The following is a 26702-nucleotide window of genomic DNA, read 5'->3' on the forward strand; positions in this document are numbered from 1 at the left end:
TGTTTCCCACACCTGACGCCGGAGCGCCCGCTGTAGCGCCCGGCGGCCCGCAAAGTAGGGCTGTTTCCCACATCGTGTGCCGGCATACCCGCTGCAGCGCCCGGCCGCCCTCAATGTAGGGCTGTTTCCCACATCGTGCGCCGGCATTCTCGCTGCAGCGCCCGGCGGCCCGCAAAGTAGGGCTGTTTCCCACATCGTGTGCCGGCATACCCGCTGCAGCGCCGGGCGGCCCGCAAAGTAGGGCTGTTTCCCACATCGTGTGTCGGCATACCCGCTGCAGCGCCGCCGGGCGGCCCCTAGTAGGGCTGTTTCCCACTTCGTGTGCCGGCATACCCGCTGCGGTACCGTGTGGCCTGCGAAGTAAGACTGTTTCCTACATCGTGCGCCGGCGTTCCCGCTGCAGCGCCGGGCGGTCCTTAAAGTAGGGCTGGATCCAAAATTAGGAGTCGGTGCGTTAGCTCTGGGCTGGTAGTTCAAGAAGTAGAGCTATTTCCCATGACGAGTGCCCGCGAACCGGCTGCGGTGCTGGACAATCTGTAAAATACGGCTGAATCCTATAACTGGCGTATGAGCGTCAGCTGTAAGTTGTCATTTCTTAAAATAGGATTGTTTCGCATATCTGGCGCTGATGCGCCGGTAAAGATCAATCATATCTAGAAATTGGGGTATTTCTTACATATAGCTGTAGGTTAAAAGGACATAGCTATGATTATTTTCTAGCTGATAGTTTGCTATTTAATTACTCTTGAACCCCTTTAACCCGTCAATGAATTTTTTATGTGATATAAATCTCCATGGTGCTGGATAAGAGCGTACCGTGAAAATCGTTGTTATTATCATAGATAATGACATCAATAGTTGGATGGTAGCCCAAAAAAACTCTTCTCTGACGATAGATGAATTTCCAGCTATGAAGGATACTGTGAATCCTATAAAAAACACCATAATAAATAATACACCCTCGCGAGCCCTTTTTTTAAAAAGATCTTTGTCTAAATAAAACGCTATATCCGCATCTTGTTCTTGAAGTAAGACGTCCTTTTCTAGAATGCAGCGCGTTAATCTTTTTAATCTACTTATTTTAAAGTCATCAAGGTTTGGGTTGCAGCTTAGGATTTTCATTAATCTCTTTGCAAGCGTGATCTCATATATTCCAGTGACTTCCCTGAGAACTAATTTATTTAACTCATCATCAATTACTTTTATCTCATAATCTTCCATTTTAAGTTCTGATGAGAGAGATTTCATGTCTTTGTAAACTGATATTCTCTCATTGTTAAACCCTTTGAACCTTGCATTAACGCTAAAAAACAGTGCAATTGAGGGAATGATGAAACTTATTAACTTTAGCCAGTCCATGATCTTTAGCTACTCCTTCTTTTAGGTTTCCGAATATTCAACATTGACATTTCTACAGCTTGGTTGATATCTTTTCAATAGTAACAAGTCGTCGAATGACGGCCACCAATGGTCCAGTAGCTTGAGAGGATCGCCTTCGGGTAGCTATGAAAACACTCCTGAAGCCTGAAAGGGAGAACACATCAGTGTGGTACATCTGCCCGCTCCTGGAAGCAGATATCGTCAAAATAAGCGCACCTACGACGCGACGATGGGGGTACATTAATCACACCAAAGCCCGGGCTTTTACCTACGCCTAGCGTCATCAGACAAGGCATCCCCACGATGCTTTCTTCACTTACGTTATGAGAATTTTCAGGGATACGCCCTGAGCTGCATACGACTTTTGCAATGACGCATAAGCCCATTTGGAACATTTGGGCGCTTGCGGAAGACGCATTAGGAGCATGAAGCTGCGCGGCGTCACTTTGGTTCGAGTGAAACGAGAACAAAGTGACGCGCGCAGCGCATAACGACCAAACCCACGTACAGTGCGGTTTTCAGCATGCCGGTACAATCTGACATGCACGTATTACGTGTTTTCAGATGCTCAACTGGCTATTTATCAACCATGACGCGACGTTAACGAACAACTCGTTAAGGGCGTTTTACTAGAAGGAGAATGATCGACTCGGTATCGATGGCGACATCAGGAAACTGGTGTACGGAGGCAGACTGACTAACGTCAGCACGGCGCAAGCCGCAAACAGGTCAGAGACCTGGGGAGCCTCGCAAGAACTCAACATTTCGCCGCCCCGATGCACAGATACCAGTCGAGACGCAGGAAGCGCAAAAGCAACCGTGTCATCGGGGAAGAGACGTACAGATTCAGAGTCATACAGCTGTGGGTTAGCGGGTCAACAGCTGTGGGTTCTGATGGAGAAAAGCAATGTCCGGAAAATTAGGTAAGCAGCTCGTCACGCTCGCACGTCAGGGCGGAGGAAGTTTTAAAACGGTTTCTGATCGTTCAAAGATTGCCAGTCGCTTTTCGGAGCGACTGGCAACCCTTAATATTCAGATTCGGGACGTAAGCCATATTAAAACCAAACATATCGAAAACTATATTCGTAGTCGTCAGGATGAAAATATTTCGTCCCGGACACTGCAAAATGAAATGGCCGCATTACGTTCAATCCTTTCTCAAGGTGGGCGTAACGTTCTGGCTAACCCAGCGCATGAAAAATTGAGTAATCAGGCGTTAAATATTTCTGGAGCCAGCCGCGAAGGCACTAAAGTTGCCATTTCTGATGAACGTCTTAAAGAAATTGTCTTGACGGTCTCAGAGAAAGACAAGGGGATTGCCTTAGGTGTGCAGCTCGCCAGATATATTGGTTTACGTGCGGAGGAAACGGTTCAGTCTGCAAAGTCATTAAAAACCTGGCGGAAAAGTCTTGAAGCCGGAAATGATAATGTACGCGTTGTGTTTGGATCTAAAGGTGGGCGTCCACGTGATGCCACCGTTTTTGAGAAAGCCAAGGTTGGTAAGCTGTTAAATGAAGCTATTCAGTACATAGAAAAGAATAACGGTAAGTTAATTGATAAGCCAACGCTTCATCAGGCGCTTGATCGTTATCATAACGTATTACGTGAAAGTGGAATGACCGGAATTCATGCGCCGCATAGTCTCAGATACGCTTATTCACAGGATGCTGTAAACCATCATCTTGAGAATGGCATGAGTCGTAAAGAAGCTGAGGCGCTTGTATCAATGGATCTTGGACACGGAGATGGACGTGGTGCTTACGTTGCCCGGGTTTATAACCGGACAGATGAGCCAGATGAATAAAGGGCTCTTGTAATTTGCCTTAAGCAGACGCTATTATTAAAACGCTTCTTACGTTGTCTTCGGACAACCACCAATGGTCTGTAGCTTGAGATGACCGCCTTCGGGTAGCTGCAAATAACACTCCTGTAGCCTGAAAGGGAGAACACATCAGTGTGGTACATCTGCTCGCCTTTGGAAGCAGATATCGTCAATCACGGCTCCTACTGCCTGGCGATGAAGGTACATTCAACCATCCGGCTCCGTCCTTCGGGGAAACATTCCCGACAGGGCAAATGTTTCTCTGTTTTCTGGAGAAACTATGTCCATAACCCGCTCGTTTCTGAATGAGTTGCGTACGCCATTCGATCTAGTCCTTTCCGTTGCAACCCGCGTTGCATCTGAATGTCCTGACCTTAAGGCTGCACTCAGGGGAACATCGTGGCTTGCTTCACCTTCCGGTCATTATGAATTCCGTTCACGCGTCTGGTTTGACGATCAACGTTATCACGCCATTGTTATGGCTAGAACGTTGATTGAAGGCCAGCCTGGTGATGAATTCATTTTTAGCCGGCACGGTGAGCATTTTACACATAAAGCTGCAGCGAAAGCCGCTCAGCATGCCGCGTCTGATGCTGCGACCTTCAGAGTGTTCACCGCTCAGAAGTAACAGCGCAGTCGTCTGAACCATACATTCGCTATGCGAATGCCCATCGGGAAACATCTTCCCGACAGGGCAGGTGTTTCCCGCTCAACAGGAGAAACACCATGTATACCCTTTTATTACCAACCTCCTTTTCCCTAAAAGGCATCTTTTCAGCAGCCTCCGCAGCAGCGTCATCCCTGCGAGATCGCGTCACGGCCGGTAAAAGAAAAGAAGACTGGATAACGAACCGGACTGGCTCACTCAGCTTTAAGGTTCAGGTTCATCAGTTACCTTCAGGAAAATGGACGGCCGGCATACTTACACGTTCCGGCACGTTTTACGGTAATCACCGGTTTGGTTCTCTGAAAAAGCCGGATGAGGTATTCCGCTCTTACCGTCAGGCTCGCCGTTTTGCACTGAAGCTGGCGAATCAGATGGCAACACTGCGTTATGCATATCAGTGATGGAGGGAGATCTGGCAATTGGCCGATTAAAATCTTTCTAATCTGACTTAACCCTGTGGGGATTTATTCCCCATCAGGGGGATAAATCCCCTTTTTTTGAGGATTTATCATGACACCAATCTCCGTACCGCCCCAACACGTTACCTACACCGTGAAGCAGAGCGGATCGATATCCCCGAGCCAGTGGCACAGTTTCACCCTGGCAGTCACAGAAGCATTCTGGCTGTTACCGGTACATCTCCGTCCGTGCTCGCCAACTAACGGTACACGTTTGGAACGCGCATCCATGATGTTTACTCACCCCGGGGCTTTTGAATTCGGTGGAAAAGACGAAGGAAATCACATATCCAAAAGCGTGATGTTTACTCTGGATATGAGCCCTGATTTGCGTATTGAAACTGAAGGTCAGCCCATCGACTTCTTCACGCGGATAGCGCTACTGATGCTGTATCACCATTGCTCAGACTGCTTTGAGATAACGTCATCAGTCGGCGGCGTCAGCTGGGCGCTTCCTGTTCGCTGGGCAATACGGCACCAACTGATTGCTGACAGTAATGCTCCTCAGCCTTTTAGCACGGAAGGTTTCATTACCGGCGCAGCTGATGAATTGCTCATCAGAAGCGTTTCCGGGGGTGATCGTCCGTTTACGACGGCTGACTGGGGACTGATTTCAGAACTTGAGTTCACGCTCGAAGAACTGAAAACCGGCAAACGCTGACATTACCTTTATGAACCATCCTTCCGGGATTAACTCTCCGGATAGACTAACTTAGCCCAACAGGGATTTACCTCCCTGTGGGCGGTAAATCCCCTTTTTAATGGAGATTTATCATGACACATACACCAACTGATCCTCTGGTCCTTCCGGGCGTTTACCAGTTTGAGCAGGGAGCGTCCATAAATGATGAACAGTGGTTCAGATTTACCGACGCAGTCAAAGAAGCTTTCTGGCTTCTTCCCGCTCAACTCCGGCCTTATAAGCAGCTGGGTTTTGACATGAACCGCGCGTCAGAACTTTTTGACGAAGATGGTTCGGTCACATTCAACCATAAGGACGGCGAAGGCTACTGCCTCAATCCGTTCTATCTCAGGCAGACGCTTTCGGATAATTTTCGGCCATACCGTAAAGTGGAGAGCCAGCGATGCAAACAGGATTTATTCGTGCGTATCGTGCTGGTTCTTCTGCATAACCTATGTCCCGACAGCTATCACATAACCAGTTCCTGTCCGCAAAACTGGCATTTCGCGCAGCGATGGCTGGCATGGAATATGGATATGTTTACCAAAGCACCTGAAAAAATACCGGCATCGTTTGTTATACCCGGCGCAATTGAACACCTGCTGCTGGTAAAAACCTCCGGTCCCGGCAAGCAGGTCACCACTGAAGAGTGGGAAGCCATATCAGGCATTGAGTTCTGGCTTGCTCAGCAGCACAACAGCTGACCTGTATACCCATCCTTCCGGGATTTGCTCTCCGGAAGGAGACAGATCCCGCTATTACAGCAGGTGATCCTATGTTTACTTTCAGCAGTGACGCGCTCGCGCAGCTGTTTCATGAAACTTACCATCATGCTATGTCAGTCAGGCTTGTTATCAGTTCGCAGGAAGGTTTGTTCCTGGAGTTCAGGAACGGATCGCCCGGTCAGCTTTTCTACCGCAAGGCGCGAATTTATGCGCTTGAATACAGCGGTGGGAGTACCCACCCGGGCGTGCAGGTAGAACTGAAGTTTGGTCATATCTCAGAGACATACGATCTCACTGTCGATGACCCGGCCTTTTTCAGTCCCATAACGCCGGTAGACAGGGTGGTTGTTCTGTCTGTCCGTTCACCCTATCAGCTGAAGCGCAAAACCATCAGCTGGCTCAGTCAGCGTAAACTCGCGCTGTACCGTGAGCGGATCGACCGGATGAGGACTTCGGATTTTTGTGACTGCAGCTGCGACGAAGAGCGGGCCCGGTGGTTCGGTTCGGCAGCTTTAATGCTTGAAGAAGCAATGTTTACTGACAGTAAGCGGCATGACCGCCACGCTTTCTATCATTCAAGGTGGCAACTCCGGTTGCGGCTGAACAGCATAACCACCGACGGAAAGATTATTTCTCCGGTGCGTTAACCACTTTCCCTGACGGGCGTATTTCTCGCCCGTCAGGGGAGGGATGCGCCCTTTTTTTCATTTAAGGAGCATCCCATGACTAAACCAACCAAAACCCGTCGCACGAAGAAAACTGAGGGTGTCGATCTGTACCAGAAGGTCACTGACCGTATCGTTGAGGCACTTGAGAACGGCGTGGCGCCATGGAAAAAACCGTGGCGCACTGCTGGCCGCTACGCCGCAGCGGGTCCGTTACCGGTTAATGCCTTAACCGGTAAGCCTTACAGCGGCGTAAACGTGCTGCTGTTATGGCTGGCCGCAGAGGAAAAAGGATACAGCACCGATCGCTGGGTAACGTATCGTCAGGCGCAGGAGCTGGGCGGTCAGGTTCGCAAAGGTGAAACGTCATCAGAGGCAATTATCTTCAGACCTTTTGAAAAGCAGGCTGAGGACGCCAGCGGAAACAAGTTGTTTGATTCCGACGGTAAGCCACTGATGGAATCGCGGGCCATGATAAAGCCTAACTTCCTGTTTAACGTAGAGCAGTGTGACGGTTTACCGGATAGTGTTGCGGCTGTACCGCATGAGCCTCCCGTAGCTGAATACCCCGCTACGATCGACTGGCCGACGGAAAAACGGATATGTGAGATTGTGCATATGGCGGGCGTTAAGGTTGAGTTCAGATTACAGAACCGGGCCTGTTACGCCAGACACACTGATTCCATACTGATGCCGAAGGCTGAACAATTTTTTACCCACGCCGACTATTTCAGCACGCTGCTGCATGAAGTTGTGCACGCCACCGGCCATGAGTCACGACTGAACCGCGAAGGCATAACCAAACCGTCGAAAAAGTTCGGCGATCCGGTTTATGCGTTTGAGGAGCTGATAGCGGAGATGGGCAGCGCGTTTCTCTGCGCCCAGCTCGGTGTGTTTGGCGATGTCCAGCACGACAGCTATATAAATTCATGGCTTGAGGTACTGAAGTCGGACAAAAAAGCGCTTTTCCGTGCCTGCCGGCACGCAAGAGAAGCGTCAGAATTCTTACTGCAGTTAGATAAAAGTGCGGCTGAAGCTGCATAACACACCAACCCGGCATCGTTAAGTAAACACGTTGCCGTCCCGTGAGGGCATTGTTCCTCACGGGACAGTGCCCTCTTTTTTTGAAAAAAGAGGAATCTACCATGTCAGACTGGTGCCATAACCGTTTAGAAATCACCGGAAAATCCGCGCTCATCAGCATTATGGAAGAGTGGATCAGCGGTGAAGCTGTACCGCTTTACCGTCACGCCGTCATGCGCAGCATAAAGCTGTTTCTGGCGGGGTATGGCGGCCTGCTACGCCCGGTTAAAACGGAGTCTTTTCCGCCGTTTCCCGAGTTAATGCAGAGCGGAACGGGACAGGGCACGCCAGCCAACCTGGCGTTTGAGCAGTGGCTCGGTTTACTGCGCAATGACGTACCGCTTGACGGGGAGCATCTGCGCAAAATTGAGCGGCTTTACCATCAGTCGGGTATCGACGCGATCCGCTGGGACAGTATTCCGGACGTTTCACGCAGACATATCGCGCGACTCATTGAGGAACGCTATGCAGACTGGTTTGGTATTGCCACGCTTTCCCGGGAAATCGATCCGGGCCAGTGCTGGGAACGACTGAGTCAGCTGCCTGACAGGGCGCAACCCTGCGATATGCTGCAGATAATCCCGAGCCGGCTGGCTGCCGAACTGAACGGAAGTGGCGGACTCCTGTCCGGGGCGTCTACGTCCTGCAGCCTCTATTGCCGGCAGTACGGTATGGAGTGGCCGGCAGGTCACAATGTCAGCTGGGAACGTGATGGCGTCAGCAGCATAAAACTTGCGTTTGATTCCGCCTGGTTCCCGCCGGCAGCAGAGGTCATCGCGGCACTGTCATCGACCTTTGACTGTGAAATTCGGCACTGGTACAGCGAGCCGATTCACGATCTTGATGGTTATGACTGTTACGATCGGGGCGAGCACGTCTGCAGTGCTGAGGTGATTATTGACGAGCTGGACGACGGCAGGCCCGGGCTGCATCTGGTGCCGGTAGTTGAACCTTATGAATCAGAAGGTGCAACATCCGTTCATCATGCGGCACAGGTATGAGCGGCAACAGTGAGTACCTTCGCTGCCGCGTTATTTCGACGGCTCACCTCAGCGCAGAAGACAATGCGCTGCTGGATGAAATCACGACCCGTGAAGTCGGTGACGGTGAGTGGGTCCACTATATCGGTGGGGGCTATCTTCTGCGGTTAACCGCGTGTACCGCGCCGGTTCTGCGGCTGAAAGAAGCCGGGTTATCGAAAGAAGCCCGCCGCGTGATCGCTTCACTGATGCGTTCGGATGCCGTGGAAATCCTGATTTTTGAATCAGGGGCTCCGGAGGCGGAAGGATTCACCACGTACAGCTGCTAACCAAAAAAGGCGGGCCGTAGGGCTTGCCTCACACCCTGAGGGGAACACCTCCTCAGGGGCGTGTTCCCCTTTTTTTATGGAGAACACGCATGACTTTTATCAACCATCGCAGCGCATTCCTGAAGATTTTCAACATCACGGCCCGTTATCATCACCGGCACAAAGTGTTTGAGGACTTCGTCAGCTGCGCTGCTATTGCGCTGCACAACGGTGTTGCGCACGATGCAGAGCTGGAAAAGCAGTATCTGAGCATAATTGCCGGCTACGAGAAGGAAGACGTCACCCGGATGGCTGAGTTACTGGGTCACGTCGTGATGGCGCTCGATCAGGAACGTTGTGATTTTCTCGGCAGCGTTTTTATGGAGCTTGAGCTGGGAGATAAGTATCGCGGCCAGTTTTTTACGCCGTGGGACGTATCGCGAATGATGGCATCAGTGCAGCTTTCCGGCATCGATGCGCTGATGCAGGGAAAAGACTTCATTACCCTGCAGGAACCGGCGAGCGGTGCAGGTTGTATGGTCATCGCCTTCGCTGAAGAGTTTGCTCAGCGCGGTTACACGGTCTCAGAACAGCTGTGGGTGTCGGTGACGGACGTTGATCCGCTGGCCGCCAGTATGTCCTATATACAGCTCTCGCTCTGCGGCATTGCGGCAGAGGTTGTGACCGGAAATGCGCTGACGCTTGAACGGCGTCGCACGCTTTACACCCCGCTGCACTACACCGCCAGGTGGGCAGTAAAACTCGGCCGCGCAGAGCAACGCGCAGCCTGACCATAACGCCTCTCCGGAGGCGTTTTTTTTTGCTGGTCAGTATAGAGTTTGCGGTGGATACCGCCTCCCCGGCAGGGCATGGTTCATGGCATGACGCTGACGGAGGTACTGAATAAATGCAACCCACGCAGGAGCAGGCACAGATCATCGCCTGGAAAGGCACAAAACTTGTCGTTACGGCGTTTGCCGGTACGGGCAAAACGTCCACGCTTGAAGCCTACGCGCTGGCAAACCCCACGGAGCGGATGCTTTATCTCGCTTACAATCGCGCGATCAGGGAGGAGTCCGAGCGTCGTTTTCCTTTTAACGTCGAGTGCAGAACGTTTCATCAACTGGCATGGCCGGCGTTCGGGCGGCACTTTCAGGCGCGGCTAACCACGTCTCTGCGCGTAACGGATATTGCGCGGCTGCTCAACACCCGTCACTGGCTGCTGGCTCGGACTGCGCTGAACACGCTCAATACCTTTCTGTACAGCGCCGACGAAGAAATCTCATTTCTGCATCTGCCCGATGAGAGCGAACGGAGCGGACTGGACGCGGGCAAAATACTCGGTGCTGCACAGGTCATATGGCACGAAATGACCCGTATGGACTCACATTTTCCGGTAACGCATGACACCTATCTTAAACTTTATCAGCTGTCCGTTCCGGAGCTGAACAAGCAATGGGACGTAATCCTGTTCGATGAGGCGCAGGATGCGAATCCGGTGACCAGTCAGTTTGTTCTTAGCCAGCCCTGTCGCATCATCCTTGTCGGCGATCGTTATCAGCAGATATATCGCTTCAGGGGGGCGGAAAACGCTCTCGTTTCTCTACAGCTGGAGACTGCAGACAGGCTGTGGCTGACGAACAGCTTCCGGTTTGGGCCGGCGGTCGCAGACGTTGCGAATACCCTGCTTGCCGAGGCGGGGGAAACCCGCCGGATCTGCGGCCTTGGCGGTGAGGACCAGGTTGTACCTGAACTGCCCGCCGGAACCGCGCACTGCTGCGTTATCAGCCGAACGGTAGCGGGCGTGATTGGCTCAGCCCTGATGGAGAGCCTGACGGGTAAAAAGGTGTACTGGGTGGGCGGCATGGAGGGATATCGCATTGGTGAACTGGAAGATTTGTACTGGCTTTCGGTCGATATGCCGGATCGCATCCAGTCGCCGCAGCTGACGCGAGACTTCAGCGATTTTGAAGCATACCGGTCTACTGCCAAAGCAACAAAGGATCCGGAAATGGGGCAGGGAGTTCGGCTTCTGGACATGTTCTTTCCGCTGCCAATGCTACTGGCCGTGTTAAAAAAGCAGGCGGTGACGCGCGAAAGCGATGCTGATGTGACGGTCGTCACGGCGCACCGCAGTAAAGGGCTTGAGTGGAACGTGGTCAAAATGAACGACGATTTTGTTGATATTACCGATCCCCTTTTAAACCCGCGCGAAAAAGAAGATGAGTTGAATCTTCTGTACGTATCGGTGACGCGCGCGCGCAAAATTCTGGTGCCGAATGAGCTGGTCTGTATTGTGACCGGCTGCCTCGATGCACTAAGTGGAGACTCTGAAACGCCGGACGGAAAGGACTCAGAAAGCGCAAAGGCTGCGCTTAATATCAGCAATGAAGCTGAATTATCAGGGAGCCAGAATGTTCAGTAAGCTCATAACCATGATATCCGGGGGGCAAAACGCGGCTAAATCAGCGCAGGCTGGCGGTAAGGTTCCGCCGGGATATTTCGCGCCAAATTCAGCCGTAGAGCTTCTTTCTTCCCCGCATCGTAAGCTCCTTCTCAGGCAAATCTGGGATAACACGTCTTTGCCTGAGGAGATTTATAACCGGCTTTACCTAGCACCGCTTCAAAAACTCGTTGAGAGCGTACAGAACGTGCCGGCCAGCGCGGAAGGTGAATGGAGTAAAGAGGGCGGATACATAGATCTCACCCTGAAATTTACCGCCTGCAGCGTTAGGCTGGCAAAAGGCCATATGTTTCCTCCCGGCGCGTCACCCGAGGAACAGGCCGCTAAAAACACGCTCTGGAATGCGATTGTTTTCTGGTCAGCGCTTACCGCGCATCTGCCACAACTGAGCAGGATTGAAGGTGAATTACTGGACGGGCAATGCTGGATCCCCGGTCTGTCATCGCCGGGTGCGCCCTATCGATTTCGGATAAGCAATGTAGCTGATGCCGGTACGGCGGCAATAATGGCCGCCAGGCTGTTGCCTGATGACGGAGTCACCTGGCTCTGTGGCGATCGCCAGGCCATGCGGGTGATGGCTTCTCTGGCCGGCGGGGATGCGGCAGCTATGCCGCTCATCAAAGAAATTCTCGACAAAGCGCGAGGAATGAGCGGTTCACCCGCCGGTTATGCGCAGACGGGCTTACCTGCAATAGCCGCTGCGGAGCTGGTGCCGGATCCGGGGATACCGGTAACGATATCCCCGGGCGATATCATCAGTGCCGCCTCTGCACTCGCCGATACCCGGTCGGAAAGTGCTGAGGATCTGGCCTCCGGTCTCGCACCAGTGAACGCAGAACCTTCGTTAAGTGCGGATGATGAAACCGGATCTTTGCCCTCGGCACTTTCAGAAAACTGCGGCGCAGTAACTGAGCAGCCAGTGGCTGAAAAAGCGGATGATGATGATACGACCGTCCTTCTCAGCATGTTTGCAGCAGCTGAACCGGCGGACACCAACGAGGATGAACAGGCGGAGAGAGCAGTTACGGCTACAGCAGATGAGTGTTTGCCTGTACAGGATATGAATGAACAGATGATTGCAGTTCCGGATGAAAGCCCGGAACTTATTCCCGATGCTAGGCCGCAGGAAATATCGCCTGTGATTGATTCAGTGCTGGATCAAACCGACAACGAAAAAGTGGCGTGTGAACACCCCGTTATTCTCGCTGCACCTGAAAGCAGTAATGCAGGTAATCTTGGTGAGCAGTTTTTATTGTGGCTCAGAGAGTCAGTTAATAATAAATCTCTCAGCGTGAATGAGAGCGACAGTCTGCTTCATGCAGTGAGTGGATTTATGTTTATTTCCCTGCCGGGAGCACCTTTTAAATTCATTGAGGCAGCAGGCATTGATAACGATCGTAGGGCTGTTCAGGCGTCATTTGAAAAGAATGGCGTATTGCATATGCGTAACGATAAGCGTTTTTTTAGGGTGAGAATATATGAGTCTGAAGGTCTGGAAGGTAAATATCAGAAGCGGAGTGGATATTTAGTTCGGCTCTCTTTATTTTATCAAGCAGGAAAGGATAAGGTTAAAGACAGTCGATATATACTGATTGAAAATTGACAGGGGAACCCGGCAGGGTTCCCTCAGAAAACTCAGACAGGAATAGCATTTTTCACTACATCAGGGATACCAGGTCTGCCGTTAGCGATACACGTAGCGGTGAATACCGCTTCTGCATACACAACATCGTTAACCAGTATTTGCTGGACGAAATTGACACGGCTGCGCTTCTCGTTTGCCTGAAGGGCGCATGTTACCTGCATTTCATCCCCTTTCTGCAGGCTCTTTTTAAAGCGCAGCGTGTATTCAAGGATCATGTGAAGGCGCCCTTCAGCGAACTCCTGTTCCAGATCCAGTCCCAGTTCCTCTTTCATAAAGGCGTGACGCGTCCACTCCATGTAGAAGGGATAATATAGTCCATCCACAACGCCTTGAAAATCAACGTGCTTTTCATCCACGGAATAGGTTTTGGTAAACATTATAAGTCCTTAAAGTAGTTCAGTAGTGCAAAGCGCATTGGCAGTATCAGATTTTCAAATTCTTTTTGCGAGGTATCAGATCCGGTGCAGATATTAAGCGCCATGCTCATATCATTCTCTATACCATATATGAAGCTAACGCCATGATATATATTATGTTCTTTCCTTTGCGTATCAATGAAGTTATTTTTTTCATTGCGTAAGGCGTCATCCCAGATGACAGTGCTGACGTCACCTTTGCTTATTTTTGTAAGCTCAATTCCCATCTTTATTAACAGGCTGTCTTTATACTTACCTTCGTAATAAAATTTGTTATCCCATTCAGCGTAGCCGTTGCTTTGGTGGGCTGAAATGTTGTTATTAACGACCAGTAATGTAGAAATGTATGTAGTACGCTCAAGTTTATCGAGGAAATTTATTACTTCATTGCTGCACTGATGAAATTTTAACTTCACTTCTTTTGAATCCATTTAACTCTCCGGCATTCATAAATATCATTTTTCATCAGTGTTATGCTTTGGTTACCTTCCAGAATGATTGATTTTTCATCCATTACTTTCAGTACACCAATATGTAACCCACTTTCACTTTTTACATAACACAATTTATTATTATTAGGGTCGATATTTGTGACTGTAGATACAATACAGAACTCTCCGAAACTTACATATGGTTCACCATACATGCCGCCTATCTGAACCAGTTCAACATCTGGTAGTTGGCGGCTTGCAAGGATGAAAAGCGTGTCTTCATCGAGCTTCGCATATTCTGTGAACTGGGGCGGGAACCCTTCACCCGTCATGATCCACTGACCATTTACCTGCAGACCATTCTCGGTGAAAAACTCAGCAATTATATGAATCACATCCATTCTACGAGCAGGAACTGAACCGTCAGATTCCCAGCGTGTGTAAGTGGTGTAGGACAGGTCCATATTTTTTTGCTGTATGTAGCTCACAACTTCCTGTGGCGTTGTACCCGTCGCAGCCCTGCAACACTTAAGTCTCTTCTCAATCGTGTCTAACATTCGCATTCCTTAACGGAAATTATTGCAATGATTTTAAAGGAAAAAATTGCATAGGTTTCGGGAATAATTCCTGATTAATGGGAAAAAATTGCATAAAAGGCATTAGTAGTGGTAATATGTAAACAGTTAACAAATTTAGTGTTAAACATTATCATAAAATGACCTTTTCTTGACGCTTTTTAAGTGAGAAGTGAGGGCATAACCCATCCAGAAGCCATCTGAGAGGGTTTTTGAGCAATCAGGGTTCCGCTCCGTTTTAGCAATTTGATATTCCTTTCCCGTCATTTGGGTTAAGGAAAGTCCTAAGTAAAACTTATCCTGGAGATGATATGCCCTCACATAATCAATCACGAGCCCCGGCTCCCATCATTTATATAGGTCCAGTAAGACGTAACAATCTGGAAGGGTGTGCAGTAAAGCTTACTCATTCATCAGGTCGAGTTATAAGCGCTTCGAAAATCGTTCAAGGTCTTATCGACACTTATTTAGATCAATACGTAACTGAACTAACTGCTAGGTCTGCAATTACGTAACACATCCATTATCCATAGCTCAGCAAATCCACATGTTCTGTGGAGGGATAGACTCATGCCTAATCAGCCCAGCACTCAGTTAGCTGTACCTCATTCAACGCAAGCCGAACAATGTGTTCTGGGTGCGTTGATGCTGGATAATGACCGTTGGGATGAAATAAACATCCTACTGACAGCACAAGATTTCTTTGTCGCTGCCCATCGTCATATATTTAAGGCGATGAGCAGCTTGTCTTTGTTATCCCAGCCTATCGACCTGATAACCCTTAGCGAGAAGTTGGAGCGTGACGGTGCGCTTGAGCAAAGTGGCGGCTTTGCTTACTTAGCGGAATTGAGCAAGAACACGCCTTCAGCTGCAAACATTCTTGGTTATGCGGATGTCATCGTTGAAAAGAGCCGTTTGCGTACTCTGCTGGTTATCGGCAACAGCCTTGTAGCTGATATCCAAACCAATCGGCTCAGTTCGCAAACGGTCGCAGATCAAGCTGAAAATGCGCTCTTCCGGCTTCATGAGCAAGGCACAAGCGCAAACGAGTGCGAATCAGAAATTATGGTTGCCCTTGATCAAGTGCTCAGCAAGCTTGAAGTAGCTACTGCAACTGAAAACGGTATCACTGGAACATCAACAGGCATGGCTGAATTGGACTTCATGACATGTGGCTTGCAACCAGGTGATCTGATTATCCTCGCAGCACGTCCCTCTATGGGTAAAACCGCTCTGGCTGTTAGTTGGTGCATCGGTGCAATAGAAAGTAAGCCTCAAGACGCTGTCTTTATTTTTAGTATTGAAATGCCAACTGATCAGCTAACTATGCGCATGCTATCGATGCGCAGCCGTGTTGATCTGACCAAACTTCGTAGTGGCAACCTGAGCGATGAAGATTGGGGCCGCATCAGCCAGGGCGCAACAGAAATAGCAGCGTGGCGCGACCGACTTATTATCGACGACAACAGCTTCCAGACGCCGGCGACGCTACGTACCCGTGCGCGTCGCTATGTTCGTAAGTACGGCAAGCCTGCCTTAATCATGGTCGATTATTTACAGCTTATGCGATGCCCGGATATGGAAAACCGCACGCAGGAAATCGCCGAAATTTCCCGTTCGCTTAAGGCGCTTGGCAAAGAGCTTGACTGTCCCATCTTGGCTCTGTCGCAGCTCAATCGACAGGTAGAACAGCGTGCGGACAAACGTCCCAATAATGGTGATCTGCGTGATTCAGGCGCTCTTGAGCAGGATGCTGACCTGATTGCATTTATTTACCGCGATGAAGTCTACCACGCTGATACGGCGCATCCCGGTCAGGCTGAAATCATCATCGGTAAACAGCGTCAAGGCCCTACCGGCACCATCAAAACCCAGTTTGACAGCAGGTTTACTCTCTTCAGTGAATATCCTGAAGGCGGGTATGACTTTGGTTACGATTTTAGGAGTGCTGGTTAATGAGTAAACTTCAACTGGTAGAAAACTCGTTTGTTAATAGTAGCAATCAGGCCAGGGATTTTACTCTGGATGAACTTTGTGTGAATCCAGATAATCCGCGCAAAAGCCGTAATCCTTTGTTTGATGATCTCAAAGCATCTATTCGCGCGCGCGGTCTTAATTCTGTGCCTTTAGTGACGCGCGATCCCCGTCTTCCCGATGGTAAGTGGACCTTTAGCGATGGCGGTAACACGCGTTACACCATCATGCGTGAACTTTGGGATGAGACTGGAGATCCACGTTTTTTCAAAATGACCTGCATTGAAAAGCCGTGGCCTGGACGCTTCCAGTGTCTCGCGGGGCACCTCGCTGAAAATGAAACTCATGGACAGTTAACTTTCATCGATAAAGCTCTCTCTGTAAGTGAAGCGCGGTTATTGCTCGAAGAAGAACGTGGGAAAAAAATTTCTTTGCGTAATCTTGCCGTTGAACTAACTAACAGCGGCCTGCCCGTACATTTCTCCAGTGTTAGCCGAATGGAAGATGTGGTGACAAATATCTATCCCTGGATGCCTGTATTGCTCGCATCCGGCTTTGGTGGTCGTGAGCTTAGAAAATTGCTCAAACTCCGTCATGGAGCTGAAAAAGTTTGGGATAAGTACCGGTTTGAAAAGAATATTTGTACAGAAGCCGATTTCACAAATGTATTTGGCGAGTGCTGCCGTAAATTTGATGATCCTGAACTATGGTCAATTGAAATGTTCACTGATGAACTTATTGGCGACCTTACAGATGCGTTTCCTTGCGATGACCTTGACTATGATGGCTGGTTGCTTGAGCTACGTGGTGCCGACAAAGTAAAAGCAGAACCTGCTGAAGACATTACTTTTGCTGTTTCTTCTGGTTTACCGGCCAATTCCACAACGGTTGCAAATGACGATGTAGCTGAACTCAGTCAGCTGTCTGATGAATTGACTCCAGGCGATTCAACCCTGCTTGAGGATGATACTTCTGGCGTAGAGCAACCTACCGTAAAGGAGCAACCTAAGGATTCATCTTCTTTAGTAAAAGAAGATGAATCGCATGCTTTACAAGGCCCAGATGATTATTTGCCAGCTGTTGCTCAACCAGAAATCCATTCGCTCTGGCACGTTAGTGCCCTTCAGGATGACATTGAGCATTTGCAAAGTTTGGCCTGGCGTCTGAGCTGGGATATTGCCAGTGCTCATGACTGTGGTAATTCGTTAACACCTGCCAGCGAAAACGCATCACAGTCTGGTTATCGGCTTTCAGTGCCTGTTAATGATGCTCCTCTTGTAGCCTTATTTCTCGCTTCACTGACAGACGATACGAGTTATCAGGATGCTGCGAACCTCACTTCTGAATTGCTGATCGGGTCATCTGAATCAGCCAAACCTGTTTTTGATGACGAGCAAACCCTGACGGTGTTTCGGCTAATCAGGATCCTTCGTCGTCTCCGAGAACTGCAGCGCAAAAGTGCTGCTTCCATTGTTCCTGCAAATGAAGGGTAACTGATGAACACGAACCTCTCCCGGGCTGCTAATGGCTTCCTGCTTGACTTAGTCATGGAACTCAAAAATGGGTTTATACGGCGCTGTGACAAAATGGGACTAACGTCTGAAGAGATTGCCACGCTGAAAGATATGACCATTGAAGATATTCATTACATCATCAATAGCGAGGTTTCTGTCCTTTCGTTCCAGATAAACCAGGACAATCTGGCCCGACTGATGACGCAAGCTAGGGAAGAACAAACGCGTAAGCAACGTATTGATCGCGCACTTGCTCTGGGTGGTTCCATCAAGCTCATGGAGCATTTTTTCGGGCTGATGAGTAATGACGTTGCGGCGCGTCGCAGGATAGCCGGCATAAAAGTTCGTGCAGGTCGTGGAACCGTTCTTAGCGATGAACAAAGTACGGAGCTGTGGGAAATCTGGGCGGCAAATGACAATAAAGCACTTCGAAGCGAAACGGATGAGGGGCTGGATTTGATGCTGCTTGCCGCAGAACAAATGGATATTTCTCTCACTGCAGTCTGGAACACTGTTCTCAAGTGGGAGAGTGAAAATCTGACAGCGGCCACGCGGAGAAGAGCATGAGTTTTAACCGGCGGAGTGCGTTCACTGTAATCAGATGGGGGCAGGATGCGATTTAAAGAGATCATACCGGGCCTGAAAGCCCCGACGACTGTTCCGGCGTCACTGTCTAAAAAAGCGGTCAGCGCGGTTCAACGATTCTGGCACGGAGAGCGTAACTATAAGCGCCTGAATGAAAACCGCACGGGCTATTACAAGATTGATCTCGGCCCGTTCTGGCGACTGCTCAGCCGTGATGAAGGGCGTACCTGGGAGATGATGAACCATGAGCGCTATAACACGGCTATGCGCAACTGAAGCGTAGTCAGAATGCTGAGCGATGAGCCTTTAGCGGCACATTGCTCAGCATTTTTTTGTATTCAGAAGGTGAAGAATGACATTACCAGATGACAGCCTTATCCATCAGGCAGTCACAAAATTAACTGATCGGGGTCGTTTGCGGGAGAGGGCGAAATCCTACGCTAAGGCTTTGGCCAACGATATTCTCCGGTAAGATTGATGTGTTCCCAGGGGATAGGAGAAGTCGCTTGATATCTAGTATGACGTCTGTCGCACCTGCTTGATCGCGGCCGCGATAGCTAGATCGCGTTGCTCCTCTTCTCCATCCGCGTTCCAAGCTGCGGAAAGGCACCCATAAGCGTACGCCTGGTCGAGCAGGCGACGCGGATCGACGTCCAGCGCACGAGAGAATGCGTCCGCCATCTGTGCAATGCGTCTAGGATCGAGACAAAGGTCGTCTCTGTCAGCCGGATCGTAGAACATATTGGCGGCGCCAAAGCCCACTTCACCGACCAGACCGACGGGATCTATCACCAGCCAGCCGCGACTGGAGAACATGATGTTTTCATGATGCAGATCGCCATGTAGCCCACGCAGTTCCGAGGCATTGCTCATCATTTGATCGGCTATAATCGCCGCGTGGACGTAGTCAGTTTGACAACCTGCGTTTTGATCATCGCGCGCCCGCTGAAACAAAGCTGCAAAGCGATCCCGGATCGGGAGAAGGGCAGAAGGCAGGGGTTCCTCAGATGCGGCATACAGCTTCGCCATTAGTTCCGCTGCAATTTCGGTCGCCTGGTAGTCGCCGTGCTCGGCAACGATGTGAGAGAGCATTCGCTCCCCGGCATATTCGAGCAACATCAGATTGTTCTCACGACCGAGCAACCGGACTGCTCCCCTCCCATTGCGCCATACCAGATAGTCGGCCCCGCGCAGTTCATCAGCAATGTCTTCTATAGGTTTCAATCCCTTGACGATTGCAGGAGTCCCGTCTGGCAATGAAACTTTCCAAACGAGGCTGGAAAAGGTGTCCGCAATGAGAACAGGTTGCGAAACGTGCCAATGAGCAGGAAAAACAGGCGGCATGAACATCAACCCCAAGTCAGAGGGTCCAATCGCAGATAGAAGGCAAGGCGTTCGCGGTCGGGGGCTTCGATCCCCAATACATTGAATAGGACAGCGAAGGCGCGCTCTGCTTCATCTGGCGCTGCCCAGTTCTCTTCGGCGTTAGCAATCATGAGTGCCAAATCGGCATAGCGATCTGCTGTTCCGAGCCGCCCAAGGTCGATCAGACCCGTGCATTGAAGAGTTTTAGGGTCCACCATGAAGTTCGGCATGCAGGGATCACCATGGCAAACAACCATATCGGTGCGCTCTTGGTCGAGCCGCACCGGTAGCTCTCGTTCGACACGAGCCAAAAGATCGAGCTGCGGCGTACTCTTGTCCTCGTCCGGTAAGAAGTCGGGATTGACGGCATTGCGGGACACCACATCAACGGCGCGTCCGAACATTCGCGACAGCCTGCGCTCAAACGGACATTGATCAACCGATAGGCTGTGAACAGCGCCAAGTTGCTGCCCCATTGACGGCCACGCTTTGAGCAAATCCGCTCCAGACAGATCAGCCGCCGGTACTCCCGGAATTGCCGTTATCACCAAGCATGCACCCTCCTGTTCCTCCTGCCAGTTGATCACCTCGGGGCAAGCCACACCTCGACCTTTGAGCCAAATGAGGCGGTCACGCTCTCCAGCGAGCTCACCGCGGCGGGAAGCAGGTGCGATTTTCGCGAAGGCATGCCCGTCACCACGTCGAAAAACAAAATCACCAGATTCTCCGCCTCTGACAGGCAACCAGTCAGAATGCGATTCACCAAAAAAAATATTAGTTCGATTCAATGGAGGTTCCTTCAGTTTTCTGATGAAGCGCGGAGGTGGCTCAACCTGCGAAAAGAAACGAGTTGCTATGGACTTGCACCGGTTGTGTTCCGGTCTATCTCTCATTTTAAGCGGCTTTTTTCTCAAATGCCACCGGCGATTTCCAGCCGAGTGTTGAATGTCTTCGGCGTGGATTATAAAAGCCATTTATATATTCGAAGATTGCAATCTCAATATCTCGCCTTGTTTGCCAGTGTCTGCGCCAAATCAACTCAGCCTTTAATGATTTAAAGAAGCTTTCTACTGCGGAGTTATCAAAACAATTGCCTTTCCCGCTCATGGACGGCAGCAATTGATGTTTGAGCAGTAGCTTTTGATATTCATGAGCGCAATATTGGCTCCCACGGTCTGTGTGTTGAATACAACCCGGTGGTGGTTTGCGTAAAGCCAACGCCATATTCAGTGCCCTTAATGCAAGATCCTGCTTTAATCGATCACCTGTTGCCCAGCCAATCACGCGACGGGAATACAGGTCAAGGATAACAGCAAGATAGACCCATCCTTCTCTGGTCCAAACATAAGTGATATCGCCTGCCCATTTCTGGTTGGGTGCGCTTGCGCTAAAGTCTTGTTTTAATAGGTTCGGTGCAATGTTGAAGGTATGATGACTATCCGTTGTCCGTTTGAATTTACGCGTTCGAACAACTGTAATGTTATTCTGGCGCATCAAACGTCCAACCCGACGCTGCCCAACCTGCAGGCCCAGCGCTTTCAACTCTTCTGTCATACGCGGCCTACCATAGCTCCCCAAACACAACCGATGCTGCTCACGTATATGCGCTAGAAGTATAAGATCACGACGCTGGCGCAGTGATGGAGGACGGCGTTTCCATGCACGTAAACCACGATCTGTTACGCCCATCAAACGACATATGCGTGAACGTGAGAGAGAGCCACGGTAATCCGTAATAAACTGAAATCTCACAGCTTTTGTACTGCGAAAAATATTGCTGCCTTTTTTAATATCTCCCTCTCCTCCCGAAGGATACGGTTCTCTTTGCGTAAACGTTCATTCTCACGCAGAAGATCAGTGTCTTGGGTAGGAATTTTAGTTTCATCGGAAATTGATGCGATCCATTTCCCAAGCGTGGAAAGCCCAATACTTAAATCTGACGCAACTTGACGGCGTGTTAAGCCACTAGTGAGTGCTATGCGAACTGCATCACGCTTAAATTCATCACTATGCTTTAATGACATATATGGTCTCCTTGATAACAAATAATGCTCTCAAAAAGACCGGAACGAAACCGAGGCAAGTCCACTACGTAAGTCCGAGAACATGCTTTCCATGGTCTCTGAGCTCGCCTTTGGGACCGACATATCGGTAGAGAGTGACGCGCTCGATGCCGAGTTCCTTGCAGAGATCGGAAACTGAAGTATCGCGCTGGGCCATGGCGGCTTGCGCGAGACGCACCTGAGCTTTGGTGAGCGCGAATTTTCGTCCGCCCTTGCGACCGCGCGCTCTCGCGGAGGCGAGACCCGCCATGGTGCGCTCTCGGATCAGATCCCGCTCGAACTCGGCCAAGGTGGCGAAGATTCCGAACACCATGCGACCGGACGCAGTCGTGGTGTCGATCTGAGCGCCCTTTCCAGTCAGAACCCGCAGGCCGATCTTGCGGTCTGACAGCTCCTTCACCGTGTTGACCAGATGGGCAAGCGATCGTCCGAGGCGATCGAGCTTCCAGACCACCAGCACATCGCCGTCACGCAATGACTTGAGGCAGGCAGTCAAGCCAGGGCGATCATCACGACCGCCGGAAGCAAGATCATCATAGATATTGTCCCGTTCGACACCTGCGGCGCGCAAGGCGTCGTGCTGCAGGTCGAGAGACTGCGAGCCATCGGCTTTGGAGACGCGGGCATATCCGATCAGCATGTATCACAAACGTTGGTTTGAGGCGGCGCTTCGGCCACGATTGCATTGACCTCTGGAAATGTATCTCAACCAGCTTCATAAACAAAGCGTCTTGAACGCTATCAGATTTTGAAAAAGGAACATGTATGCCGCGTCGCGTCACTCTAACCGATCGGCAGAAAGACGCGCTGTTGCGCTTGCCGACTTCACAGACGGATTTGCTCAAGCACTATACGCTGAGTGATGAAGACCTTGGGCATATCAGGCTGCGTCGGCGCGCTCACAACAGGTTCGGCTTCGCCCTGCAATTGTGTGTCCTGCGCTATCCCGGCCGGGTGCTGGCTCCAGGCGAACTGATCCCTGCAGAGGTCATCGAATTTATCGGAGCGCAGCTTGGCCTGGGTGCCGACGATCTCGTAGACTATGCTGCCCGCGAGGAAACACGGCACGAGCATCTTGCCGAGTTACGGGGGCTCTACGGCTTCCGCACCTTCTCCGGACGTGGTGCGAGCGAGCTGAAGGAATGGTTGTTCCGAGAAGCCGAGATGGCGGTGTCGAACGAGGATATCGCCCGTCGCTTCGTAGCCGAGTGCCGACGCACCCGCACTGTCCTTCCCGCGACATCCACGATCGAGCGGCTTTGTGCCGCGGCTCTCGTCGATGCCGAGCGACGCATCGAGACGAGGATCGCCAGTCGGCTGCCTATGTCGATCCGAGAACAGTTGCTGGCATTGCTCGAGGAGACGGCTGATGATCGGGTGACCCGTTTTGTGTGGCTGCGCCAGTTCGAGCCTGGCTCGAACTCTTCGTCGGCCAACCGGCTGCTCGACCGGCTCGAATATCTGCAACGCATCGATCTCCCCGAGGATCTGCTTGCCGGCGTTCCTGCCCATCGGGTGACTCGTCTGCGCAGGCAGGGTGAACGGTATTATGCCGACGGCATGCGCGATCTCCCGGAGGACAGGCGGCTTGCGATCTTGGCTGTTTGCGTCTCGGAATGGCAGGCGATGTTGGCCGACGCAGTGGTCGAAACCCACGACCGGATCGTCGGCCGTCTCTACCGTGCTTCGGAGCGTATTTGCCATGCAAAGGTCGCAGACGAAGCGGGGGTGGTGCGTGACACCCTGAAATCCTTCGCCGAGATCGGGGGCGCCCTGGTCGATGCACAGGATGATGGCCAGCCGCTGGGCGATGTCATCGCGAGTGGGTCAGGGTGGGACGGCTTAAAAACCCTTGTTGCAATGGCAACCAGGCTGACCGCCACCATGGCCGACGATCCGCTCAATCATGTGCTCGACGGTTATCACCGCTTCCGCCGATACGCTCCACGCATGTTGCGCCTGCTCGATCTGCGAGCTGCGCCCGTTGCACTGCCGCTTCTGGAAGCGGTGACGGCCCTTCGTACCGGTTTGAACGATGCCGCGATGACCAGCTTCTTGCGGCCCAGCTCGAAATGGCATCGCCACCTTCGGGCCCAGAGGGCTGGCGACGCTCGCCTATGGGAGATCGCGGTGCTGTTCCATCTGCGCGATGCGTTCCGCTCCGGAGATGTCTGGCTTACTAGGTCCCGGCGCTATGGCGATCTGAAACACGCACTCGTTCCGGCACAATCCATCGCGGAAGGCGGTCGTCTCGCTGTGCCATTGCGGCCGGAGGAATGGCTGGCAGACCGGCAAGCTCGCCTCGACATGCGGTTGCGCGAGCTTGGCCGTGCCGCTCGCGCAGGCACGATCCCGGGCGGGTCGATTGAAAACGGCGTTCTGCATATCGAGAAACTCGAAGCCGCCGCGCCGACAGGCGCCGAAGATCTGGTGCTCGATCTCTACAAGCAGATCCCGCCCACGCGCATCACCGATCTCCTGCTGGAGGTGGATGCGGCGACCGGCTTCACCGAAGCGTTCACCCATCTGCGCACAGGAGCACCCTGCGCTGACCGGATCGGGCTAATGAACGTTATCTTGGCGGAAGGGATCAACCTCGGCTTGCGCAAAATGGCGGATGCGACAAACACCCACACCTTCTGGGAATTGATCCGCATTGGACGGTGGCATGTCGAGGGCGAAGCCTATGACCGGGCGCTGGCCATGGTGGTCGAGGCACAGGCAGCGTTACCCATGGCCCGGTTCTGGGGCATGGGCACGTCGGCTTCGAGCGACGGACAGTTCTTCGTCGCTACAGAGCAAGGTGAGGCCATGAACCTGGTCAACGCGAAATATGGCAATACCCCGGGCCTGAAAGCCTATAGCCACGTCTCCGACCAATATGCGCCGTTCGCAACCCAGGTGATTCCTGCAACGGCAAGCGAAGCGCCTTACATCCTCGATGGCCTGCTGATGAACGATGCTGGACGCCATATCCGCGAGCAGTTCACCGACACGGGCGGCTTCACCGATCACGTCTTTGCCGCATGTGCCATTCTCGGCTACCGGTTCGCTCCGCGCATCCGCGACCTGCCATCCAAACGGCTCTACGCGTTCAATCCGTCGGCCGCCCCGGCGCACCTGCGAGCGTTGATCGGCGGAAAGGTCAACCAAGCCATGATCGAGCGCAATTGGCCCGACATCCTGCGCATCGCCGCCACCATTGCTGCCGGGACCGTCGCGCCAAGCCAGATTCTGCGGAAACTCGCCTCCTATCCGCGGCAGAACGAGCTCGCGACAGCCCTGCGGGAAGTCGGTCGCGTCGAGCGCACCCTGTTCATGATCGACTGGATTCTGGATGCCGAACTCCAACGGCGTGCCCAGATCGGGCTCAACAAAGGCGAAGCTCATCATGCGCTGAAGCGGGCAATCAGCTTCCACCGCCGCGGTGAAATCCGCGACCGTTCCGCCGAAGGCCAGCATTACCGCATCGCCGGCATGAATCTGCTCGCCGCCATCATCATCTTCTGGAACACCATGAAGCTCGGCGAGGTCGTTGCAAACCAGAAACGCGATGGAAAGCTGCTATCGCCCGATCTCTTGGCCCATGTTTCGCCGCTCGGATGGGAACACATCAATCTCACCGGAGAATATCGCTGGCCAAAGCCTTAGCGTAGGATTCCGCCCCCTCCCGCAAACGACCCCTGATCGGCTGACGGCACGTTTACCGGAAGAACAGAACAGCTATGTCCGTGGCGGTCTGTTGTTCACGGGTAACATACACGATTCTATGCCGCGCCGGCTGCTTCTCGATCAACGTCTCTCCCCGCTTGATAAAATGGGCTGGATAATTATCCGCTTACACGCTTTGAGCAATGACGGTACCGTTTTTCCCTCCTATGAAGAATTGCAGCTGCAGCTGGCAACGCCGGGTAAAGGCAGGGCATCAAAAGAGACCATCAGCCGGATACTTCTGATGTTACGCATCACGGGCTGGCTCAGCCTCTGCAAACGCGTCAGGGATGAAAAGGGAAGGGTAAGAGGAAATATTTATGCGCAGCATGATGAGCCATTGTCATTTGCTGATGCAGAAATGTTCGACCCACACTGGCTTAAAACGGTGGCTGAAGCCTGTCTGAGCAGTAACCGGACCGTCAGCGCCACGGCAAAGATAATCATCAGTGAAATCCGGCTTGATCCCACAATGCTCCATCATCGCAGTCATCTCCAGATGATTGAGGCCCGTCTGGGCTCAGCCCAAAGTCCTGAAGAATCGATCCGCCGTGCCGCACCCGGGCAGACAGGCCGCTCGCCGGGTTCGGATTCCGAACTCAGCTTAAAAAAGCATGATCTGCAGCCCGGTTCGGATTCCGAACACAGTGAGAGTAGCGGGAATGGCAACCGGGTTCGGAATCCGAACAGTTACGTACGTAGTTTTACTAATAATACAGATAAAACATACGTAACCGGTTCGGTTTGCCTGCCAGATGACTTCGCCTCACTGCTGAAACCAGCAGACCGCGACATGGTTAATCGCCAGCTGCAGGCGCTGTCGCCCGAGCGTTCTGCCTCGGTGCTGTCGAATGTTATTCGTGCACAGCGTGAAGGCAGCCTGCAAAACCCGCTTGGCTGGTTGCTGACGGTGCTTAAAAAGGCCCGACAGGGGGAGCTTTATCCTGCAGAAAACGTACGAAAAGTACCTGATCACATGAGCTCGTCACCGCGCCCTGAACTACGCCCTTTTAAGCCTTCCCGCCCTGATAGCCGGCAGACGTGCAGTGAAGAGCGCGTAAGAGAAATCGTTCAGAGTCTTCGAATGTCTGTTGGATCTCAGAGAAATGATTAGGTAGCCAGCGGACTCACAAGAGCGAGCAGTATTGCACGGTGTAGTAGAGGTTAAAAAGTGAGCGGTGTTGCACGG

At 51.7% G+C, this 26702-nt stretch carries 26 protein-coding genes; 18 read left to right on the plus strand and 8 right to left on the minus strand.

Features of this window, described 5'->3' with window-relative positions:
* Positions 1-735 precede the first annotated feature (735 nt).
* On the minus strand, positions 736-1359 hold the full coding sequence (locus HFD92_RS19945) for a hypothetical protein (RefSeq protein WP_167429550.1): 624 nt from the start codon (positions 1357-1359) through the stop codon (positions 736-738).
* A 928-nt stretch (positions 1360-2287) separates the two neighbouring features.
* On the opposite strand from HFD92_RS19945, the gene HFD92_RS19950 reads away from it, so the two are divergent.
* From HFD92_RS19950 to HFD92_RS20005, 12 genes are all read left to right on the plus strand, one after another.
* Positions 2288-3184 carry an integrase domain-containing protein gene (locus HFD92_RS19950; protein ID WP_167429551.1) on the plus strand — a complete coding sequence of 299 codons (897 nt, stop codon included), beginning with the start codon at positions 2288-2290 and terminating at the stop codon, positions 3182-3184.
* A gap of 298 nt (positions 3185-3482) precedes the next feature.
* Positions 3483-3830, plus strand: a complete 348-nt coding sequence (locus HFD92_RS19955) for a hypothetical protein (RefSeq protein WP_135778128.1) — start codon at positions 3483-3485, stop codon at positions 3828-3830.
* A gap of 98 nt (positions 3831-3928) precedes the next feature.
* Positions 3929-4270, plus strand: a complete 342-nt coding sequence (locus tag HFD92_RS19960) for a hypothetical protein (protein WP_167429552.1) — start codon at positions 3929-3931, stop codon at positions 4268-4270.
* A gap of 109 nt (positions 4271-4379) precedes the next feature.
* Complete coding sequence (locus HFD92_RS19965) at positions 4380-4988, plus strand: hypothetical protein (RefSeq protein WP_167429553.1); 609 nt, start codon at positions 4380-4382, stop codon at positions 4986-4988.
* Positions 4989-5101: 113 nt separating this feature from the next.
* Positions 5102-5713, plus strand: coding sequence for a hypothetical protein (locus HFD92_RS19970; protein WP_167429554.1), 612 nt, complete (start codon positions 5102-5104; stop codon positions 5711-5713).
* 71 nt (positions 5714-5784) lie between these two features.
* Positions 5785-6381 (plus strand): hypothetical protein, encoded by a 597-nt coding sequence (locus tag HFD92_RS19975; protein WP_167429555.1) that lies wholly within the window; start codon positions 5785-5787, stop codon positions 6379-6381.
* A 75-nt stretch (positions 6382-6456) separates the two neighbouring features.
* Entirely contained in the window at positions 6457-7443 is a 987-nt protein-coding gene (locus tag HFD92_RS19980) for an ArdC family protein (protein WP_167429556.1), read from the plus strand.
* Positions 7444-7544: 101 nt separating this feature from the next.
* On the plus strand, positions 7545-8483 hold the full coding sequence (locus tag HFD92_RS19985; protein WP_167429557.1) for a DUF1281 domain-containing protein: 939 nt from the start codon (positions 7545-7547) through the stop codon (positions 8481-8483).
* Positions 8480-8791: a DUF5983 family protein gene (locus HFD92_RS19990; RefSeq protein ID WP_167429558.1), complete on the plus strand. Its 312-nt coding sequence runs from the start codon at positions 8480-8482 to the stop codon at positions 8789-8791. The genes HFD92_RS19985 and HFD92_RS19990 overlap by 4 nt, the downstream gene beginning before the upstream one ends.
* An 89-nt stretch (positions 8792-8880) precedes the next feature.
* Positions 8881-9561 (plus strand): N-6 DNA methylase, encoded by a 681-nt coding sequence (locus HFD92_RS19995; RefSeq protein WP_167429559.1) that lies wholly within the window; start codon positions 8881-8883, stop codon positions 9559-9561.
* 116 nt (positions 9562-9677) lie between these two features.
* Positions 9678-11195, plus strand: coding sequence for a UvrD-helicase domain-containing protein (locus HFD92_RS20000; RefSeq protein WP_167429560.1), 1518 nt, complete (start codon positions 9678-9680; stop codon positions 11193-11195).
* Entirely contained in the window at positions 11185-12837 is a 1653-nt protein-coding gene (locus HFD92_RS20005) for a TraI domain-containing protein (protein WP_167429561.1), read from the plus strand. The genes HFD92_RS20000 and HFD92_RS20005 overlap by 11 nt, the downstream gene beginning before the upstream one ends.
* A 32-nt stretch (positions 12838-12869) precedes the next feature.
* Here the strand turns inward: HFD92_RS20005 and HFD92_RS20010 are convergent, their stop codons facing one another.
* From HFD92_RS20010 to HFD92_RS20020, 3 genes are read right to left on the minus strand one after another with little or no spacing between them, the layout of a single operon-like run.
* On the minus strand, positions 12870-13256 hold the full coding sequence (locus HFD92_RS20010) for a thioesterase family protein (RefSeq protein WP_167429562.1): 387 nt from the start codon (positions 13254-13256) through the stop codon (positions 12870-12872).
* The gene (locus tag HFD92_RS20015; protein ID WP_167429563.1) at positions 13256-13726 is read right to left on the minus strand and encodes a hypothetical protein; all 471 of its coding nucleotides are present in this window, start codon (positions 13724-13726) and stop codon (positions 13256-13258) included. Before HFD92_RS20015 ends, HFD92_RS20010 begins: the two co-directional genes overlap by 1 nt.
* Complete coding sequence (locus HFD92_RS20020; protein WP_167429564.1) at positions 13708-14283, minus strand: hypothetical protein; 576 nt, start codon at positions 14281-14283, stop codon at positions 13708-13710. Before HFD92_RS20020 ends, HFD92_RS20015 begins: the two co-directional genes overlap by 19 nt.
* Positions 14284-14871: 588 nt before the next feature.
* Here HFD92_RS20020 and dnaB-PI point away from each other — a divergent pair.
* From dnaB-PI to HFD92_RS20040, 4 genes are read left to right on the plus strand one after another with little or no spacing between them, the layout of a single operon-like run.
* Entirely contained in the window at positions 14872-16257 is a 1386-nt protein-coding gene (dnaB-PI, locus tag HFD92_RS20025) for an SPI-7-type island replicative DNA helicase (protein ID WP_167429565.1), read from the plus strand.
* Complete coding sequence (locus tag HFD92_RS20030) at positions 16257-17768, plus strand: ParB family protein (RefSeq protein ID WP_167429566.1); 1512 nt, start codon at positions 16257-16259, stop codon at positions 17766-17768. The genes dnaB-PI and HFD92_RS20030 overlap by 1 nt, the downstream gene beginning before the upstream one ends.
* 3 nt (positions 17769-17771) lie before the next feature.
* Positions 17772-18356: a DUF2857 domain-containing protein gene (locus tag HFD92_RS20035; protein ID WP_101826812.1), complete on the plus strand. Its 585-nt coding sequence runs from the start codon at positions 17772-17774 to the stop codon at positions 18354-18356.
* 45 nt (positions 18357-18401) lie between these two features.
* Positions 18402-18650 (plus strand): hypothetical protein, encoded by a 249-nt coding sequence (locus tag HFD92_RS20040; RefSeq protein ID WP_049852763.1) that lies wholly within the window; start codon positions 18402-18404, stop codon positions 18648-18650.
* Between the two features lie 237 nt (positions 18651-18887).
* On the opposite strand, the gene HFD92_RS20050 is transcribed toward HFD92_RS20040, so the two are convergent.
* The 4 genes from HFD92_RS20050 to HFD92_RS20065 form a co-directional block, all read right to left on the minus strand.
* Positions 18888-19724, minus strand: coding sequence for an aminoglycoside O-phosphotransferase APH(6)-Id (locus tag HFD92_RS20050; protein WP_000480968.1), 837 nt, complete (start codon positions 19722-19724; stop codon positions 18888-18890).
* Positions 19724-20527: an aminoglycoside O-phosphotransferase APH(3'')-Ib gene (aph(3'')-Ib, locus tag HFD92_RS20055; RefSeq protein ID WP_001082319.1), complete on the minus strand. Its 804-nt coding sequence runs from the start codon at positions 20525-20527 to the stop codon at positions 19724-19726. The genes HFD92_RS20050 and aph(3'')-Ib overlap by 1 nt, the downstream gene beginning before the upstream one ends.
* Before the next feature lie 106 nt (positions 20528-20633).
* A protein-coding gene (locus tag HFD92_RS20060; protein ID WP_085959879.1) for an IS3-like element IS1133 family transposase occupies positions 20634-21763 on the minus strand; the annotation gives its coding sequence in 2 pieces (ribosomal slippage) (positions 20634-21517 and positions 21517-21763; 1131 coding nt in all).
* Positions 21764-21827: 64 nt separating this feature from the next.
* Positions 21828-22442 carry a recombinase family protein gene (locus HFD92_RS20065; RefSeq protein WP_000904906.1) on the minus strand — a complete coding sequence of 205 codons (615 nt, stop codon included), beginning with the start codon at positions 22440-22442 and terminating at the stop codon, positions 21828-21830.
* Between the two features lie 125 nt (positions 22443-22567).
* Between HFD92_RS20065 and HFD92_RS20070 the strand changes: the two genes are divergently transcribed.
* Together HFD92_RS20070 and HFD92_RS20075 are read left to right on the plus strand one after the other, a co-directional pair.
* Positions 22568-25453 (plus strand): Tn3 family transposase, encoded by a 2886-nt coding sequence (locus HFD92_RS20070; protein ID WP_001138082.1) that lies wholly within the window; start codon positions 22568-22570, stop codon positions 25451-25453.
* The gene (locus tag HFD92_RS20075; RefSeq protein ID WP_167429598.1) at positions 25434-26627 is read left to right on the plus strand and encodes an STY4528 family pathogenicity island replication protein; all 1194 of its coding nucleotides are present in this window, start codon (positions 25434-25436) and stop codon (positions 26625-26627) included. The genes HFD92_RS20070 and HFD92_RS20075 overlap by 20 nt, the downstream gene beginning before the upstream one ends.
* Positions 26628-26702: the final 75 nt, after the last annotated feature.

This window comes from Pantoea sp. EKM101V (assembly GCF_011800325.1).
Classification (GTDB): domain Bacteria; phylum Pseudomonadota; class Gammaproteobacteria; order Enterobacterales; family Enterobacteriaceae; genus Pantoea; species Pantoea anthophila.